Genomic DNA, 14,613 nt, shown 5'->3' with positions numbered 1-14,613 from the left:
TTTGTCATAATTTCATTATACAGGATTTACTCTTCTTTTTTATATTTTGTCTCACATCAATTGTAACACTACACTGATAGAGAGTTAATCGTTTGCTTAAAGTTGTAACTTCATAGAAAAAAATGATATAATATTGATAACTATGTATATACTCACGGTGATGAGAAGATACAGGTTAAAAAATAAAAAGTATACTCCAAAAAATGTTTTATAAAAAATATAATTAGGAATATATTAGTTAATACTTAGTATAAATCTAAGGAGGAAGAAAATGGCAGAATATAAAATACTAGTAGTCGATGATGAAGAACCGATTGCTAATATACTAGAATTTAATCTTAAAAAAGAAGGTTACGATGTAATCGTCGCTAATGATGGAGAAAAAGCGGTAGAACTTGCTTTTAATGATAATCCGGATTTAATCTTGTTAGATTTAATGTTACCTAAAAAAGATGGAATGGAAGTGTGTAGAGAAGTACGTGCTAAGAAAAATATTCCAATTATTATGTTAACAGCGAAAAATAGTGAGATTGATAAAGTTCTTGGACTTGAGTTTGGGGCGGATGACTATGTAACTAAACCTTTCTCAACGCGTGAACTTATGGCTAGGGTTAAGGTAAACTTACGTCGTGTTACTAAGCAACAAGAAGAAGTTGCTGAAGAGAAAAATGGTGGAGATCTTGTGATTAAGGATATCGTTATTTATCCTGAAGCTTATGTTATTAAGAAAAATGGTGAAGAAATCGACTTAACACGTAGAGAATTTGATCTTTTCTATTACCTTGCACAACACCGTGGACAAGTTTTAACACGTGAAAACTTACTGCAAACAGTGTGGGGTTATGACTACTTTGGAGATGTAAGGACTGTGGACGTTACTGTAAGAAGATTACGTGAAAAAGTAGAAGATGATTCATCGCAACCTGAATATATAATGACACGTCGTGGTGTTGGTTACTTTATAGGTGAAGAGTAATGAGTTTTTTCGAGAAGAGATTTAAGAAAAGATTCTTTTCATCAATTCGAACTAAGTTCGTAATAGTTTATGTTTTAGTTAACATAATATCATTGCAACTTATTGGATTGTTCTTTACAACGCAATTAAGAAACAGTAATATAAATACATTTGAACAAAATATTATTGAACAAGAAAAAATATTAAACTACCATGTTCGTGAGGAATTAGAAAAAGCTAGTGGTAGTGGAGGAGATACTTCGAAAGCTCTTGATGATACTGGTACTCAAGAGGAGTCTACAAAGAATAATAAAGATTCAAAAAGTGGGATAGCTAAACTAGTTAGTGAATTTAATATTCAAAAGTTATTATTAGTAAATGTCATAGATAATGATTCGAAAATCATAGCGACTTCTTCAAAAAATGGAAATGATGAATATCTTGCGAAAAGGTCGTTTGATCCGCTTGTAAGTCAGGTTATTAAGACTGGTGAGAGTACTAAACAGATTCAAAATAATACTGATAGTAATAAGCGTGTGTGGATCTATGTGAGTCCTGTTAAAAAGGATAATGAAGTTGTCGGTGTAATCTCGCTAATGGCTGATATAGAAAGTGTTTATCAAGAGGTAAATAGTATTTCTAAAATATTCATAGTGGGAACTATTCTATCGATATTAATTACCACAGTAATAGGATTCGTAGCTTCGAAAACGGTGACGAGCTCTATTGAGAAGATGAGTTCACAAGTTAAGAAGATGGCTCTGGGGAATTACGGTACAGTAGTTGGTATAGATACGGATGACGAAATCGGAGATTTGGCAAAAGTATTTAACCAAATTTCTAAAAGAATCGAAGAAGAGCAGGCTGTTACTGAGACTGAACGTAGGAAACTTGCGACGATTATCGAAAGTATGATGGATGGGATTATTACAACAGATAATAACGGTAGAATAATCCTTATAAATACAAGTGCTGAGGATATGCTAGGTGGTCGTAATGATGAAATTTTCATCGGAAAAGATGTGCTGAAAATTCTTAATATTACTGAGTATGAGAGTATAGAGGAAATATTAGAAGCGGAAGACAGTCTTCTGGTAAATGCTTCAAAAAGTGATGAAGAATTACTTTTACGTGCGGAAATTTCTAAGATAGAAAAAGAAGATAAAGAAGATTTAACTCAGATGTCAACTGAGCTAGAGGGATATATTATTGTTCTTTATGACGTAACAGATCAAGAACGTCAAGAAAAAGAACGTCGAGAATTCGTATCGACTGTATCTCATGAACTTCGTACACCTCTAACGACGATGAACAGTTATATCGAAGCGCTAGAAGAAGGTGTGCTTGAAGATAAGGAACTTGCTCCGCAGTTTATCGATACTATCCATAAAGAGACTACTCGTATGATAAGAATGGTAAATGAGTTGATGCAACTTGGTAAGATGGATATCAAAGAAGAGCATTATGAAAAAGAGTTTATTGATATAAATAAAATGCTTGAGCAGATTACCGATAGATTTGCTCTAACACATCCGGAGAAAAACTTTATAAAACATATTCCTAAGAGCCCGATATTCGTAGAAGGTGACCAGGATAAACTTACACAGGTATTTGATAATATTGTTAATAACGCTATAAAATATTCTCCGAATGGTAAGAATATTACAGTAAGGGTTAGACAAAATTATCACCATAATAGGGTGAGTATTTCTATTAAAGATGAAGGTGTAGGAATTCCATTAGTCCATATAGATAAGATCTTTAATAGATTCTATAGGGTTGATAAGAGTAGGCAGAGAAGTATGGGAGGAACAGGTTTAGGATTAGCATTAGCTAAGACTATTGTAGAGGCCCATAAAGGTCGTATTTGGGCGCAAAGTAGAGAAGGATACGGAAGTATAATATTTGTAACACTACCTTGTGAACAAATTGATGATGAATGGTTATAGAGGTAAATAATATGAGAAGTAAAAGGAAAGAAACTGTTAAATCAGTCGTATTAGGAATACTTGTTCTAATGAGTTTAACACTATCTTATCTTATTATTACTTATCAACCAGATTATGAGATTTTCACTAAGAGAACTACTCAAAAATCAGTAGAGTCAAATAAAAATAGTCTTTTGAATTTCTTGATTCCAGATAGTGTTGTGAAAAACTATGAAGGATCAAGAGAGGAAGCGATAGTTCAGAACTCTATAACAAAGGTAGCTAGTGTTGATGCTATTAAAAACAAAAAAGTGTTGAAAGACTTGCTATTGGTAATCTCAGATAGTGAGAGTACAGAATCTAGAGTTAGGAATAGAAATATCGAGGATATTACATCGAATAATGTTGAAAAAATACTGATAAATTATCAGGTGACCCTTGATTCAGCTTTAGTAAAACCGTTGTTCTTCTCTGAAGAAAATTCTAATATAAGTTTAGAATTTGATACGATAGTTTTACTAAAAGATAGACCTAATATGATTTATCTGTATAAAAAAGATGATAAAAACTATCTACAGATTACTTTAAAAGAAGAAATCTATGGTAAAGTAAACACTATGTTTAACGAGAAGAAACAGAGTTATGCTAAATATAGTTTGAATAATAGGTTTATCTATTTAAAAGAATCTGATGAAGACAATGTTATAGATGAATATAGTACTGAAGATGTTAACTTAAATAAACTGGCTAAGGATATATTTGAGAAAAAAGATAATCTTAGAATAAGTAATGAAGATGAAGTGACCGATGGTTATGGAATTTTAAGATCTATAAATAATAGTTTATTATATACAAATCCATCCAATGAAGGTGGAAAAGAAGTTGGAGCTACTGTAGCTATAAACAATACTATGAGCTTTTTAGAGTTAGGTTATGTAGGGGATACGAATTATCAACTTACTACTGCTTTAGAAGGGATTACTATTTTCCAGGAAGCTCATAAGGAGTCTATAGCCTTTAGTAAAGATGGTTTTGCTGATATTATTTCTGAGGACAATAGTAGTGGGATATATAAGCTAACATCACCGAAAAAACTTACAAAAACTTATCTTTCATCAAAAGAAGCGGAACTGTATTCTGTTGAAAAGACTGAATATGTGATTAATTATCTTTATGAAAGAGTCAATCTTAAAGAGATAGGTGATATAGTTTTAGGATATGATAAAGTTTATAATAAAGATAGAAACAGTTTTAGTTATGTACCAGCGTGGTATGTAAAATATAATGATAGATATGTGAGTTTTAAAAAGTTAAAAGAAATGATAGACAAGGGAGAGAGACTATGAACTGGGGTAAGATGAAGACGTTATTTATTTACCTATTCGTTGCGCTTAATGCTGTCTTGTTAACATTTTATGTATACACTGTTCAGAAAAATAAAACAGAAATAGTTCAAGAAAAAGAAATAATCGAGCGTGCTATGAAAAATGACAATATAACTGTAGAGGATAACGCCACAAAACGTGATAATCTTGGTTATGTGAATGTGACAATCTCGGATTTGAAAGAAGTTCGAAAAGAAGAGAATGGTCTAAAGTATGAAGTTGAAAATGTAGATAAAACATCTATGTTAAAAGTCAGTTCTGAAAATGTTATTACAAATGTAAATAAAGGTAGCTATAAAGCAGAATTAGAATCATTCTTGCTAGAAAAGATGAAGCTTAGTGCAAATTATATTTTTTCTAGTTATAATTCTTCAAAAAATGAAGTTATTTTTGAACAACAAATAGATAGTTTTAGGGTGTTTTCGAATAAAAATGCGAGAATAGTCTTTAGTGTTGAGAGTAATGGAGACATCAAGAACTTTACTCTAACGAGTGTTTCAAATATAAGAAAAGATAAAAATGAAGCGTTAGTACCATCTAATCAAGCGATAAATAGACTGTATCACGAAGACTTAATTCCTAAAAACTGTCGTGTTCGCACTACTTTAGGGTATTATACCTATATTTCACAAACGGAAAATCAAGTGTTGATACCGACTTGGAATGTAGAAATAAGTGATAAAGATGGTCAAATCAGCAACTACTATGTTGATGCAATAAATCTAAATGTACTGAACAGAAAAGGGCATAGCTCATAGATAGGTATTTAAAAATAAAGAAAAACTATTCGTTGTGATAAGTGCAACGAATAGTTTTTTTGTATTAATCAGCTAAGTAAGCTTTTAGCATCCAAACATTTTTTTCTAATTGAGTTTTTAATCCTAATGCTAAGTCAGAAGTGCCTTGATCTCCTTCGTCTTCAGCTACACCCATAAGGTGAGTTAAATCATTGATTAGTAATTCGAAGTCATGGAATATAGCTGCAACCATTTCAGAAGTTGTTTCTTGTTCAGTTGCTTCTTTAATAGTTGCGATTTCTAAAGCACCTTTAAGTGTAGAAACTGGACGACCTCCAATTGCTAATAATCTTTCAGCAACCTCATCTAAAGATTCAGTTGTGTAGTTATAGTAGTTTTCAAATACTTCGTGTAGTGTGTAAAAGCTACGTCCTTTTACATACCAGTGGAAGCTGTGTAATTTTGTGTATAATACTGTTAAGTTAGCAACAAGTTTGTTTAATTCTGTTGTACGTGTCATATTAATGTCTCTCCTTTATTTTTGAATTTATGCTTAAATTATAGCACCATGAATATCTTATGTAAAGTTAATAAGCTCATAAAAGTTATTGAGAATTATTCTCTAAAAAGAATGTTGATTTAGCAATGTTTCCTGAGGAGAAGAAATATAAATGATAATCGATATCATACATAGTGGGTATATTTTTTGATTTAAAAATTTGAAATAAACTTCATTAGTTGATAAAATAAAGAGCGAAAGGGGTAGAATCTATGGCAAGATTGTGCATATTTTTAATAAACTTGTATAGGAAATATATATCGCGTTATACAAGACCGACGTGTAGATTTTCTCCTACATGTTCAAGCTATGCTCTGGAAAGTTATAAGAGATTTGGTTTTTTCTTAGGTACATATTTAACTGTTAAGAGGTTATTAAAGTGTCATCCGCTATATAAAGGTGAGTACTTTGATAATGTGCCTTTATTTAAGAAAGATATATTCAAATTTGGAAGAAAAAAATAAAGAGGCCGCTAAGTTTAGCTGCCTCTTTATTTTGGGCGAAATTGTTATTTGGATAAAAATCAGGAATGTTTGATCATGTTTGCAGAACTAGAAGAAGTTCTCTTACAAAATAACTTTTCTAAAAATTTATCTAATTAAGGTATTTGTACGGTAAATCCTCATAACTACCTACAAATGTTAAATTATATTGCAAGTGCGCGGTAAATCCTCATAATTATCCACGAGTGCAAGTTTTTAATGTTATTTATCGATGCTATTTCCTGCATCTAACCATGCGGCAATTCCGCCCGGAAATCTATAGACATTTTTATAGCCAGCTTCTTTTGCTAAGACCGCTCCAACGTGGCTTCTTTCACAAGCTACAAAACCACAGTATATAACTATTTTTTTGTCTTTATTATCCCCTAGAGTTTTTAAAAATGCTTCTTTTTCTTCTGGTTTTAAATCCTTCATTTCTTTTGGAAGACCAGCGTTAACAGCACCTTTAATTTTTGTTTTTTCAAATCGATCCGCAGGAATTGTATCAACTAGAATCATATCCTCTTTATTATCTATAGATTTTTTCAATTCATCTGCGCTGATTAGATTGTAATCCCCTGTTTTTGTTGCTTTAACTAGTTTTATAGCTGCCTTTTCTACTTCATTTTCTTTTCCGTCTTTTGCAGAACGATTAAGCCCGTCTCCGCTACTACAACCTACTAAGGAAACTGAAAGTAATATGCTAGATAAAGCTAGTGTAATTTTATTTTTTTTCATAAAGTCAGCCCTCCTTTAACTTTCACTTTTATTATAACATAAAAAATTATATATACAAACAAAATATATAATAAAATTTATTAATCTTAAAAACTATAATAATGCCAATTAACACTGATTTTAATATGTAAACTAAAAATTATATGATGTATTATATTATTTATGATAAAAAATTAATAAGTTTATTAATTATAATCTCATTTAAATATCAAAGTAATTTTTTATATTTTTTGTGTAAAAAAATAAGACTCTAATGATTAATGCATTAGAGTCGGTTACTTATTGATATTTATTTTTTGTTAAGGATTGTTGAGATTGATTTAAGTACTTTTAAAACAATTTTATCTTTTTTGTTAGCTAATGATTTTATAATTGAATTAGACGATTTAGTATTTTCTTCATTTTCTTTGTTAGCTAACATTTTCTTAACGAAGTCCGGCATCTCCGGCTTTTCTCCATCCTTTTTATTAGCTAACATTTTCTTAACAAAGTCCGGCATTTCAGGTTTTTCACCATCTTTTTTATTGGCTAACATTGCTTTAACGAAGTCTGGCATTTCTCCTTTTGGTTTATCCATTTCATTAAATGTTGTTTTCTCTGGATTATGCGAAATAAAAGGATTGTTTTTGTTAGCTTCAATCGTTGACACAAGAGCATCGATTAAACGAGAATCGTAGTTTGGCATAGGTGGTCTATGATAAGCTACTCCAAACTCCTCACAAAGTTCTCGACATTCAACATCGTTATCGAAAAGAACTTCGATATGCTCACTTATAAAGCTAAGTGGAACAAATATATAATGCTTAGGATGTTCTTTTTGCTCTCTTAAGTACTCAAGAACATCAGGCTTAATCCATGGCATCCCAATATCACTTTCACTTTGCCAAGTATTCGTATAGTTTCCTTTTTCAAGACCTATTTTTTCGGCTATAAGTTTTGTCATATCAAAGATTTGATTTACGTATGGATCATTATATTTTAATGCTATTTCAGGTACGCTGTGCGCAGAGAAAACTACTTTGTAGCTGTCTTCTTTTATTTCTTCAGTAATAATTTTTTTAATTTCATCTGCCCAGAATTCAATTAACTTTTCTTCTTTGTACCAAGATTTTATTATATTGAACTTAATTGTATCACTCTTAATAAATCTTTCGTAACCCATAATAGAATAGAATGAATAATGTGGTTCAAGAATTAAACAAATACATTCCTCTATACCATCATCTTCCATTTTTGAAATTATATCAGGGATATAAGGTGAAGAAAATTTATTGGCAAAGTATACTTTATATTCATCTTTTACAGATTCCCTTAAAAGTTCAACTTCTTTAAGTGTTATCTCTTGAAGGGGAGAGCCATCAATGCGAAGATAATTTTTTAAAAGTAGATTGATCTCTTCGTCATTAGGACGCACTCCTCTTCTAATATTTGTGAAAAATTTTGCTATACCTTCGAATGTATATTCTTCAGGTGTTCCATATGTCATTACTAAAATAGCTTTACTCATTTTATAACCTCTCAAAATAGTGTAGTCAAATATATTATAACACTTTTTGTACTAAAACACACTAGTAATTATTCTATTACAGAAAAATATTGTAGATTACGAATACATTCCTTATAAATTAAGGTTTAAATCGATGTTTTATTTTATTATAACTGTGTCAAAAATATGATATTACTATAATATTAAACTAGAATTGAAAAAAACTATTGAAAAAATAGCTAAAAAGTTATAATATAAAAGTTAACTAAAAAGTTTACTAATAAGGGAGTTTAAGAATCTCCAATTGGTTGAAAAAAAGGAGGAAGAGTTAAATGAGAAAGAAAATATTCGGAGCGATAACTTTTATTGCGGCGATTGGTGGCGTTATTTATATGAAAAATAATCCTAAATATAAGGAGATTGTTAGAGTCGTGAAAACTGCAGATGCACGTGGTTTTTACGAAAAAATAATTTTAGAAAAAGATAAGCTTGCATTCACAGCAAAAGCGAAAATTAGAGATTATAAGATTGATTATGAGAGTATTAGAAATGTCGGAGAGAAAATTTACGCACGTCTAATAGTGAATAATGACGAGAAGTTAAATATCGATACAGTTCTTAATGAAAAAAATACTAATGTAGAAGAAGTATCACATTCAGAAAAATTGGATGAGTTGTTGAATAAATAGCGGTTAAGAGGGGAGAAAATGATTTTTTAAAATTTTCCGCTCCCTTAACTTGGATTTTTTTGATAAGTTTGCTAGATATTTCCTAGGAAATCTATAAAAAAGGAATCCTCCATTACAGTAAGGTGATGTAATGGAGGATTTTTCATGGTCAAATTAATTAGTATCTAATATTATTATGCGAAACGGCTACGAATACTAGTTGGTATTGATTTGTAAACACTCTTAGTAACGAAGAATAAGAATGTTACTAAAGCACCTTTAAGTAGGTTGAATGGTATAATACCAGCCGTTACGATTGTTTTTACGTTAGTCACGATGTCTGCTAGATTCATAATATATCCGTATGCTGGAAGTAATACGAAGTAGTTAAGTAGTGTCATGAATACTGTTATTGCTAGTGTTCCTAAGATTCCACCGATAATAGTCTTAGCAGTACCTTTTTTATAGAAAAAAATTATGACACTGATAAAAGTGAATTCTACTACTATATTAGCAATTGATCCGATTGGTTCATGTGATAACAAAGCGAAGTGTAGGAAGTTTTTTAAGAATGACACTAAAAGTGCATCTTTATATCCTAATAATAACAACGCCATGAATAGCGGGATGAACGTAAAATCAAATTTTAGAAATGGTGGCAAGAATGGCACAGCAAAACTAAAAAAAGATAGAAGTAGAGCAATAACTGCAAGCATACCACTCAAAACTAGTGAGTGAACATTTTTTTTATACATTTAAAACCTCTTTCCTATCTTCATAGGCAATAAAATAACCGCAATACTATTCTTAAAAAGGTGTATTCTAAATCTACGTTAGATATAAAAAACACCACTTTAAAAATTTTAAAGCGGGACTGAAAGGTATGAAAAATAAGCGTTACACTTAAATGAAGTACAGCAAATATACATACGTACTATACTGTATGTGTAAGTTTATTTATTCTATATCTTCTATCATCCAGACTGTACTGTCGGTTTTGGAGTTTCACCAAATCTGCTTGCGCTCGCGGACTTTGACCGCCGGTCGGGAATTTCACCCTGCCCCGAAGATAATTAAATTTATTATTTATACGATTATTATAAACCGAACTAGCTAAGTTGTAAAGAGAAAAGGTTTAACTTTTAAAAAAAGATGAGAGTAACTCTGTTAAATTGAGCTACTCCCATTATTTATAATATTTAATTATTATTCTACTGTTACTGATTTAGCTAAGTTACGTGGTTTGTCCACATCTAATCCTTTAGTGTAAGCTGCGTAGTATGCGAATAATTGTGTAACTACGATACTTGCGATTGGAGCAAGATCTTCGTTTACGTTAGGAATTGCATAGTCACCTTTACGAGCTAATTTTTCTAATGTAATGATTAGAGTATTAGCACCACGGCTAGCTACTTCACTTACGTTACTACGTGTATTTAAGTCTAGTTTAGCGCTTGTAATAAGAGCTACAACAGGTGTTCTTTCTTCGATAAGAGCGATTGTACCGTGTTTTAGTTCTCCTCCGGCAAATCCTTCTGTTTGAATGTAAGAAACTTCTTTAAGTTTTAGAGCTGCTTCACATGCACTATAGTAGTCGATTCCACGTCCGATATAGAATGCATTGCGTTCTGTGAATAAGTTTTTAGCTAAATCTTTGATAGTTTTTGTATCATCTAAAATTGATTCGATTGCAGAAGTAATTACTGATAACTCTTGCTCGATATCAAATTTAGGTTGTTTAGAAAGTTGCTTAGCTACTTCATAAGCAAGTATGCTTAGTGTTGCGATTTGAGCAGTATATGCCTTAGTAGATGCAACCGCGATTTCAACACCTGCGTGAAGTAATAATGTATAGTCACATTCACGAGATAGAGTTGAAGCATCAACGTTAGTAAGTACTAAGAACTTATAATCTGCGTTTACGCTACGTAATTTTGTAAGTACGGCACGAAGGTCAGCTGTTTCTCCTGATTGAGAAAGGAAGATGAACATTGGTTTTTTAGATAATAATGGTACGTTGTAAGCAAATTCTGATGCTAAGTGTACCTCTGTAGGAATACCAGCCCATTTTTCAAAGTAGTTTCTTCCTACTAAACCAGCGTTGTAACTTGTACCACATCCGATAATGTATAATCTATCTGCATCTTTTACATTGTTAATAATTTCGCTGTTAATATTAACATCATGTCCATCGAAGTAGTGAGAGATGATGTTACGCATAGCTCCTACTTGCTCATGAATTTCTTTAATCATGTAATGTTCGTGGATACCTTTATCGATTTCTCCAGCGTTTAAGTTAGTTGAGAAACTTTCACGCTCTACAACATTACCTTCTTTATCTTCGATAGTTACGCTATCTTTTTTCACAATAACAAATTCACCATCGTTGATTTCTAAGAAGTTGTTAGTGTACTTAATCATTGCTAAAGCATCACTACCAACATAGTTTTTATTTTCTTCTCCTAGTCCAATAAGAAGTGGACTTTTATTTTTTGCTACATATAATGTGTCTTTATCTTCTGTATCGATTAAACAAAGTGCATAAGAACCTTGAAGTTTTGATACAGCTTTTTTGAAAGCTTCTTTAGTATCAAGACCACGATCGCTATAAACTTGTACTAATTGAACGATAACTTCAGTATCAGTTTCAGAAACAAGTTCTACACCTTTGAAAAATCTTTCTTTAAGTTCTTGGAAGTTTTCGATAACTCCATTGTGAACTAAAATAAAACGTTTGTTGAAGCTTTGGTGAGGGTGAGAGTTAGTTGTGTTAACTCCACCGTGAGTAGCCCAACGTGTATGACCAATACCTAATTCTAGGTGAAGTCCTTCAGGGATTAGGGATTCTAGATTTTTAATGCGACCTACAGACTTAGTAACGCTAGCTTCTCCGTTAACAACACCAGCGATACCAGCTGAGTCGTACCCACGGTACTCAAGGCTGCTAAGCCCATCAATTAAAAATTTAACTCCATTTGCTTCTCCAACAAATCCTACAATTCCACACATATTAAAAATTCCTCGCTTTTTCTTTTATTTATTTTTTATAGAAAGTACTATAAAGTTTTATATCTATGCTCAAATATATTGTACTTCATCAAGTTTATGTAAACCTTAAAAGAAGACATAATGAGCCTATAGAGAGGCGATAATGATTTTGAAGGGTGGGTATGTCACTATTGTTCCCAAAGATATCAAGTTGCTGTTGCATACGCTGTACCTAAGTATCTTGTCGTCACTACGTTCCTAAAGATACAAAGGTACACCCCAGCAGTGGCAACTAAAGTTTTTTACGTCATTCTTCCTTAAAAACCAAGTTGCTGTTGCATACGCTGCACCTAACTATTTCTTCGTCACTTTGTTCCTAGAAATAGTAAAGTGCACCCCATTGTACATTATCTAACGAAACTCTCTGGTTCCGAAAAAGCATCCGCCGAATTTTCGATAACTTTTTTCCTCGTCAACTAAATTCAATTTAACCTTTAGAACTTAGTTCGGGCGCTATAATTATAAATTGAAATTACCTCCTGATATTTTAATCGTACATATTATTATACTAGATGAAAAGCGCATTGTAAACTGAAAGGATATATTTACATAAACTCAGATATTCCAATAAAGCATTTGAAAATTTAACCTTAATTTTTAAATTGTAGAAATATAAAATTGATTAATAAAAAACCTACTTACTATTTGTGTAAGTAGGCAATATTATTATTCTGATTTTTGAGTATCAGCAGCTACCTCTTTAGCTTTTTTCACTTCATCAGGTAGATTGATTTCTTTAACATTGTTTACGTTAGAGTATTGAATGTTTTGTTTGATTTTCATTGTTGTTGGAGTTGGTGTGTTTTTAGTAGCAAGCTCCATGTTTACTTCGTTAGTTACAGGTGTGTAATCTTTAGTAACAACAAGTTTGATTGAAACATTTTTGAAATCAACGCCGGTAAATGCACTTGCAGTCACTTCGTTTCCAGAAGATGCGTTAGCAATAGCAACCATAAGTTCTTTAAATTGATCTCCATTACCAGTGTATGTTAGAACATAGTTTCCATTTTCTTCAGTTTTCTTGAAGTCTTTAGCAATTTTTTTGTAGAATTCTAAGATTTGCTCAGAGTTTGCGATTTTCTTAAGGTTTTCGAATTGGGCAGTAATGCTGTTACTTGAACTTTTAACCCACTCATTTTGTCCTGTTGATTTTGCATAAGCAGTTCCATCTTTAATGTATAATTCTAGTGTTTGGCTTTGACCTTGAGCTTTCACATCAGTAGTAGCTTTAATTGTTAGTGGATCGATAATTAATGATCCTGATACAGTATTTTCAACTGTTTGAGTTTGCTCACCAACTAAAATTTCAGAACTGTTAGTCGCTACGAAATCTGTACTTTTTATGTTTTTAGATGATTCTACTGATTTATTAACGATTTGTTCTGTAGAAGCCCCCATGCTACAAGCAGCAAGAGTAACTGAAAGAATAACCGTTGCAATAAGCAATAGATATTTTTTAAGTGATTTTGTCATGTGTTTCTCCTTAATGTTAATGAAAATAGATTATTTGAGTAAAAAAAATCTATTTTTATAAATTTATTTTTATAGCATTATTCTACCATATTATAGAGGATATTACTATATTATAAGTTTATTTTTAAAATATCTGTAATAAATAATATAGGTTACAAATAAGAATGATAACTTTATCTAATTTTTTTCTTAAAAACAATAAAAAATCTATTGACTTATATCAATGATGGATATATAATTATATCGAAGATAGATATATCAATAATGGATATAGATGAAGAATATCTCTAATTGGTTAGGAGGGATAAAATGGCAAAGTTAAGCCCTTATGAAACGGGCGAATTAACGGATAGTATATTTTTTACACTTCTAGTTTTAACAGAACCTATTCATGGATACTTGATAATGCAAAAGGTGGCAGAAATTACTGATAATAATATTATTATCGGACCTGCGACAATGTATACGACTTTAGGTAAGATGGTTTCTGTTGGCTGGATTGAAGATAAAGAAATCGATAATTCGAAAAAAGAATATCATATTACTCCAAAAGGTATGGAAGTTTTGGAGAAAAATTTAAAACTTCGACAGTTTTTACTAGATGTAGCTAAGAAGTTTATAGGTGGTGGAAGTGATGAGTAAATATAAGGTGATACACACATTCGCTTTAACAAATAAAAGACTCATGAGAAAGTTAGAAAGATATAGTGCAAAGGGTTGGCACTTTAAAAAATTTCTGGGGTTCTTAATTTTATTAGAAAAAGGAGAAAGAACCGATTATAAATACGAACTGGTATATGATAAAAAGTTCGATGCAGAACGTCAAGATTTCTATAAGTTTAACGGTTGGGAAGTAGTTAGAAATGGTATTTTTTGGCAGATATTACGTGGTGAACCTACGGCAACTACACTATATACAGATAATTTGAGTGAAGAGTACATGTGGCTATATAGAATAAGATTTAATGCGAAAATCATGTTAGGATGCTTTCTTATAGCTTTGATTACACATTTAATAAATAAATTTTTAATGGAATCTGAAGTAATTGATTTTATTACAGGAATGTCTTTTGGCTTTGGTTTAGGACTAGGTGCTGTAAATATAGCATTCTTTATAAAATATTTATTTTTAAAGAGAAGAAAGGATTGACTTT

14 protein-coding genes and 1 riboswitch are annotated in these 14,613 nt (G+C 31.3%); of the genes, 8 read left to right on the top strand and 6 right to left on the bottom strand.

The genetic code is table 11. The annotated features are described in order from the left end of the window. Positions 1-271: 271 nt before the first annotated feature. Genes yycF through yycI form a run of 4 tightly spaced genes read left to right on the top strand, consistent with a single transcriptional unit; the run spans position 272 to position 5,026 of the window. Complete coding sequence (gene yycF / locus GEMHA0001_RS03475; RefSeq protein ID WP_003144322.1) at positions 272-976, top strand: response regulator YycF; 705 nt, start codon at positions 272-274, stop codon at positions 974-976. Next, positions 976-2,904: an ATP-binding protein gene (locus GEMHA0001_RS03470; RefSeq protein WP_003144167.1), complete on the top strand. Its 1,929-nt coding sequence runs from the start codon at positions 976-978 to the stop codon at positions 2,902-2,904. Before yycF ends, GEMHA0001_RS03470 begins: the two co-directional genes overlap by 1 nt. A gap of 11 nt (positions 2,905-2,915) precedes the next feature. Next, positions 2,916-4,229 (top strand): two-component system activity regulator YycH, encoded by a 1,314-nt coding sequence (yycH, locus tag GEMHA0001_RS03465; RefSeq protein ID WP_003144360.1) that lies wholly within the window; start codon positions 2,916-2,918, stop codon positions 4,227-4,229. Continuing rightward, complete coding sequence (gene yycI / locus GEMHA0001_RS03460; protein ID WP_003144375.1) at positions 4,226-5,026, top strand: two-component system regulatory protein YycI; 801 nt, start codon at positions 4,226-4,228, stop codon at positions 5,024-5,026. Before yycH ends, yycI begins: the two co-directional genes overlap by 4 nt. Positions 5,027-5,090: 64 nt before the next feature. On the opposite strand, the gene GEMHA0001_RS03455 is transcribed toward yycI, so the two are convergent. Then, complete coding sequence (locus GEMHA0001_RS03455) at positions 5,091-5,525, bottom strand: Dps family protein (RefSeq protein WP_003144184.1); 435 nt, start codon at positions 5,523-5,525, stop codon at positions 5,091-5,093. A gap of 251 nt (positions 5,526-5,776) precedes the next feature. Between GEMHA0001_RS03455 and yidD the strand changes: the two genes are divergently transcribed. Further along, positions 5,777-6,028, top strand: coding sequence for a membrane protein insertion efficiency factor YidD (gene yidD / locus GEMHA0001_RS08780; protein WP_081450712.1), 252 nt, complete (start codon positions 5,777-5,779; stop codon positions 6,026-6,028). A gap of 240 nt (positions 6,029-6,268) precedes the next feature. Here the strand turns inward: yidD and GEMHA0001_RS03450 are convergent, their stop codons facing one another. Both GEMHA0001_RS03450 and hemH read right to left on the bottom strand, forming a co-directional pair. Then, a complete protein-coding gene (locus GEMHA0001_RS03450) occupies positions 6,269-6,784 on the bottom strand; it encodes a rhodanese-like domain-containing protein (protein WP_003144362.1) in 516 nt (171 codons plus the stop codon). A gap of 289 nt (positions 6,785-7,073) precedes the next feature. Further along, a complete protein-coding gene (hemH, locus tag GEMHA0001_RS03445) occupies positions 7,074-8,291 on the bottom strand; it encodes a ferrochelatase (protein WP_003144421.1) in 1,218 nt (405 codons plus the stop codon). 311 nt (positions 8,292-8,602) lie between these two features. Between hemH and GEMHA0001_RS03440 the strand changes: the two genes are divergently transcribed. Further along, positions 8,603-8,959, top strand: a complete 357-nt coding sequence (locus GEMHA0001_RS03440; RefSeq protein ID WP_003144231.1) for a DUF1310 family protein — start codon at positions 8,603-8,605, stop codon at positions 8,957-8,959. A gap of 173 nt (positions 8,960-9,132) precedes the next feature. On the opposite strand, the gene GEMHA0001_RS03435 is transcribed toward GEMHA0001_RS03440, so the two are convergent. The 3 genes from GEMHA0001_RS03435 to GEMHA0001_RS03425 all read right to left on the bottom strand — a co-directional run bounded on the left by GEMHA0001_RS03435 (position 9,133) and on the right by GEMHA0001_RS03425 (position 13,459). Further along, positions 9,133-9,693, bottom strand: coding sequence for an ECF transporter S component (locus GEMHA0001_RS03435; RefSeq protein WP_003144089.1), 561 nt, complete (start codon positions 9,691-9,693; stop codon positions 9,133-9,135). Positions 9,694-9,900: 207 nt separating this feature from the next. Continuing rightward, a riboswitch (FMN riboswitch) is annotated at positions 9,901-10,013 on the bottom strand. Positions 10,014-10,144: 131 nt separating this feature from the next. Beyond that, on the bottom strand, positions 10,145-11,947 hold the full coding sequence (gene glmS / locus GEMHA0001_RS03430) for a glutamine--fructose-6-phosphate transaminase (isomerizing) (RefSeq protein WP_003144225.1): 1,803 nt from the start codon (positions 11,945-11,947) through the stop codon (positions 10,145-10,147). Between the two features lie 705 nt (positions 11,948-12,652). After that, positions 12,653-13,459, bottom strand: a complete 807-nt coding sequence (locus GEMHA0001_RS03425; protein ID WP_003144359.1) for a DUF6612 family protein — start codon at positions 13,457-13,459, stop codon at positions 12,653-12,655. 309 nt (positions 13,460-13,768) lie between these two features. On the opposite strand from GEMHA0001_RS03425, the gene GEMHA0001_RS03420 reads away from it, so the two are divergent. Further along, a complete protein-coding gene (locus GEMHA0001_RS03420; protein ID WP_003144244.1) occupies positions 13,769-14,101 on the top strand; it encodes a PadR family transcriptional regulator in 333 nt (110 codons plus the stop codon). Continuing rightward, the gene (locus tag GEMHA0001_RS03415) at positions 14,094-14,609 is read left to right on the top strand and encodes a DUF2812 domain-containing protein (protein ID WP_003144094.1); all 516 of its coding nucleotides are present in this window, start codon (positions 14,094-14,096) and stop codon (positions 14,607-14,609) included. Before GEMHA0001_RS03420 ends, GEMHA0001_RS03415 begins: the two co-directional genes overlap by 8 nt. Positions 14,610-14,613: the final 4 nt, after the last annotated feature.

The organism is Gemella haemolysans ATCC 10379, from assembly GCF_000173915.1.
In the GTDB taxonomy this organism is placed as follows: domain Bacteria; phylum Bacillota; class Bacilli; order Staphylococcales; family Gemellaceae; genus Gemella; species Gemella haemolysans.
Note: the sequence above shows the minus strand (reverse complement) of the source record. Positions and strands in the feature narration are given on the sequence as shown.

Excerpts from the sequence above, each read along its gene's own strand:
- yycF (WP_003144322.1), top strand. The coding sequence starts at position 272 with ATGGCAGAATATAAAATACTAGTAGTCGATGATGAAGAACCGATTGCT.
- GEMHA0001_RS03470 (WP_003144167.1), top strand. The coding sequence starts at position 976 with ATGAGTTTTTTCGAGAAGAGATTTAAGAAAAGATTCTTTTCATCAATT.
- yycH (WP_003144360.1), top strand. The coding sequence starts at position 2,916 with ATGAGAAGTAAAAGGAAAGAAACTGTTAAATCAGTCGTATTAGGAATA.
- yycI (WP_003144375.1), top strand. The coding sequence starts at position 4,226 with ATGAACTGGGGTAAGATGAAGACGTTATTTATTTACCTATTCGTTGCG.
- GEMHA0001_RS03455 (WP_003144184.1), bottom strand. The coding sequence starts at position 5,525 with ATGACACGTACAACAGAATTAAACAAACTTGTTGCTAACTTAACAGTA.
- yidD (WP_081450712.1), top strand. The coding sequence starts at position 5,777 with ATGGCAAGATTGTGCATATTTTTAATAAACTTGTATAGGAAATATATA.
- GEMHA0001_RS03450 (WP_003144362.1), bottom strand. The coding sequence starts at position 6,784 with ATGAAAAAAAATAAAATTACACTAGCTTTATCTAGCATATTACTTTCA.
- hemH (WP_003144421.1), bottom strand. The coding sequence starts at position 8,291 with ATGAGTAAAGCTATTTTAGTAATGACATATGGAACACCTGAAGAATAT.
- GEMHA0001_RS03440 (WP_003144231.1), top strand. The coding sequence starts at position 8,603 with ATGAGAAAGAAAATATTCGGAGCGATAACTTTTATTGCGGCGATTGGT.
- GEMHA0001_RS03435 (WP_003144089.1), bottom strand. The coding sequence starts at position 9,693 with ATGTATAAAAAAAATGTTCACTCACTAGTTTTGAGTGGTATGCTTGCA.
- glmS (WP_003144225.1), bottom strand. The coding sequence starts at position 11,947 with ATGTGTGGAATTGTAGGATTTGTTGGAGAAGCAAATGGAGTTAAATTT.
- GEMHA0001_RS03425 (WP_003144359.1), bottom strand. The coding sequence starts at position 13,459 with ATGACAAAATCACTTAAAAAATATCTATTGCTTATTGCAACGGTTATT.
- GEMHA0001_RS03420 (WP_003144244.1), top strand. The coding sequence starts at position 13,769 with ATGGCAAAGTTAAGCCCTTATGAAACGGGCGAATTAACGGATAGTATA.
- GEMHA0001_RS03415 (WP_003144094.1), top strand. The coding sequence starts at position 14,094 with ATGAGTAAATATAAGGTGATACACACATTCGCTTTAACAAATAAAAGA.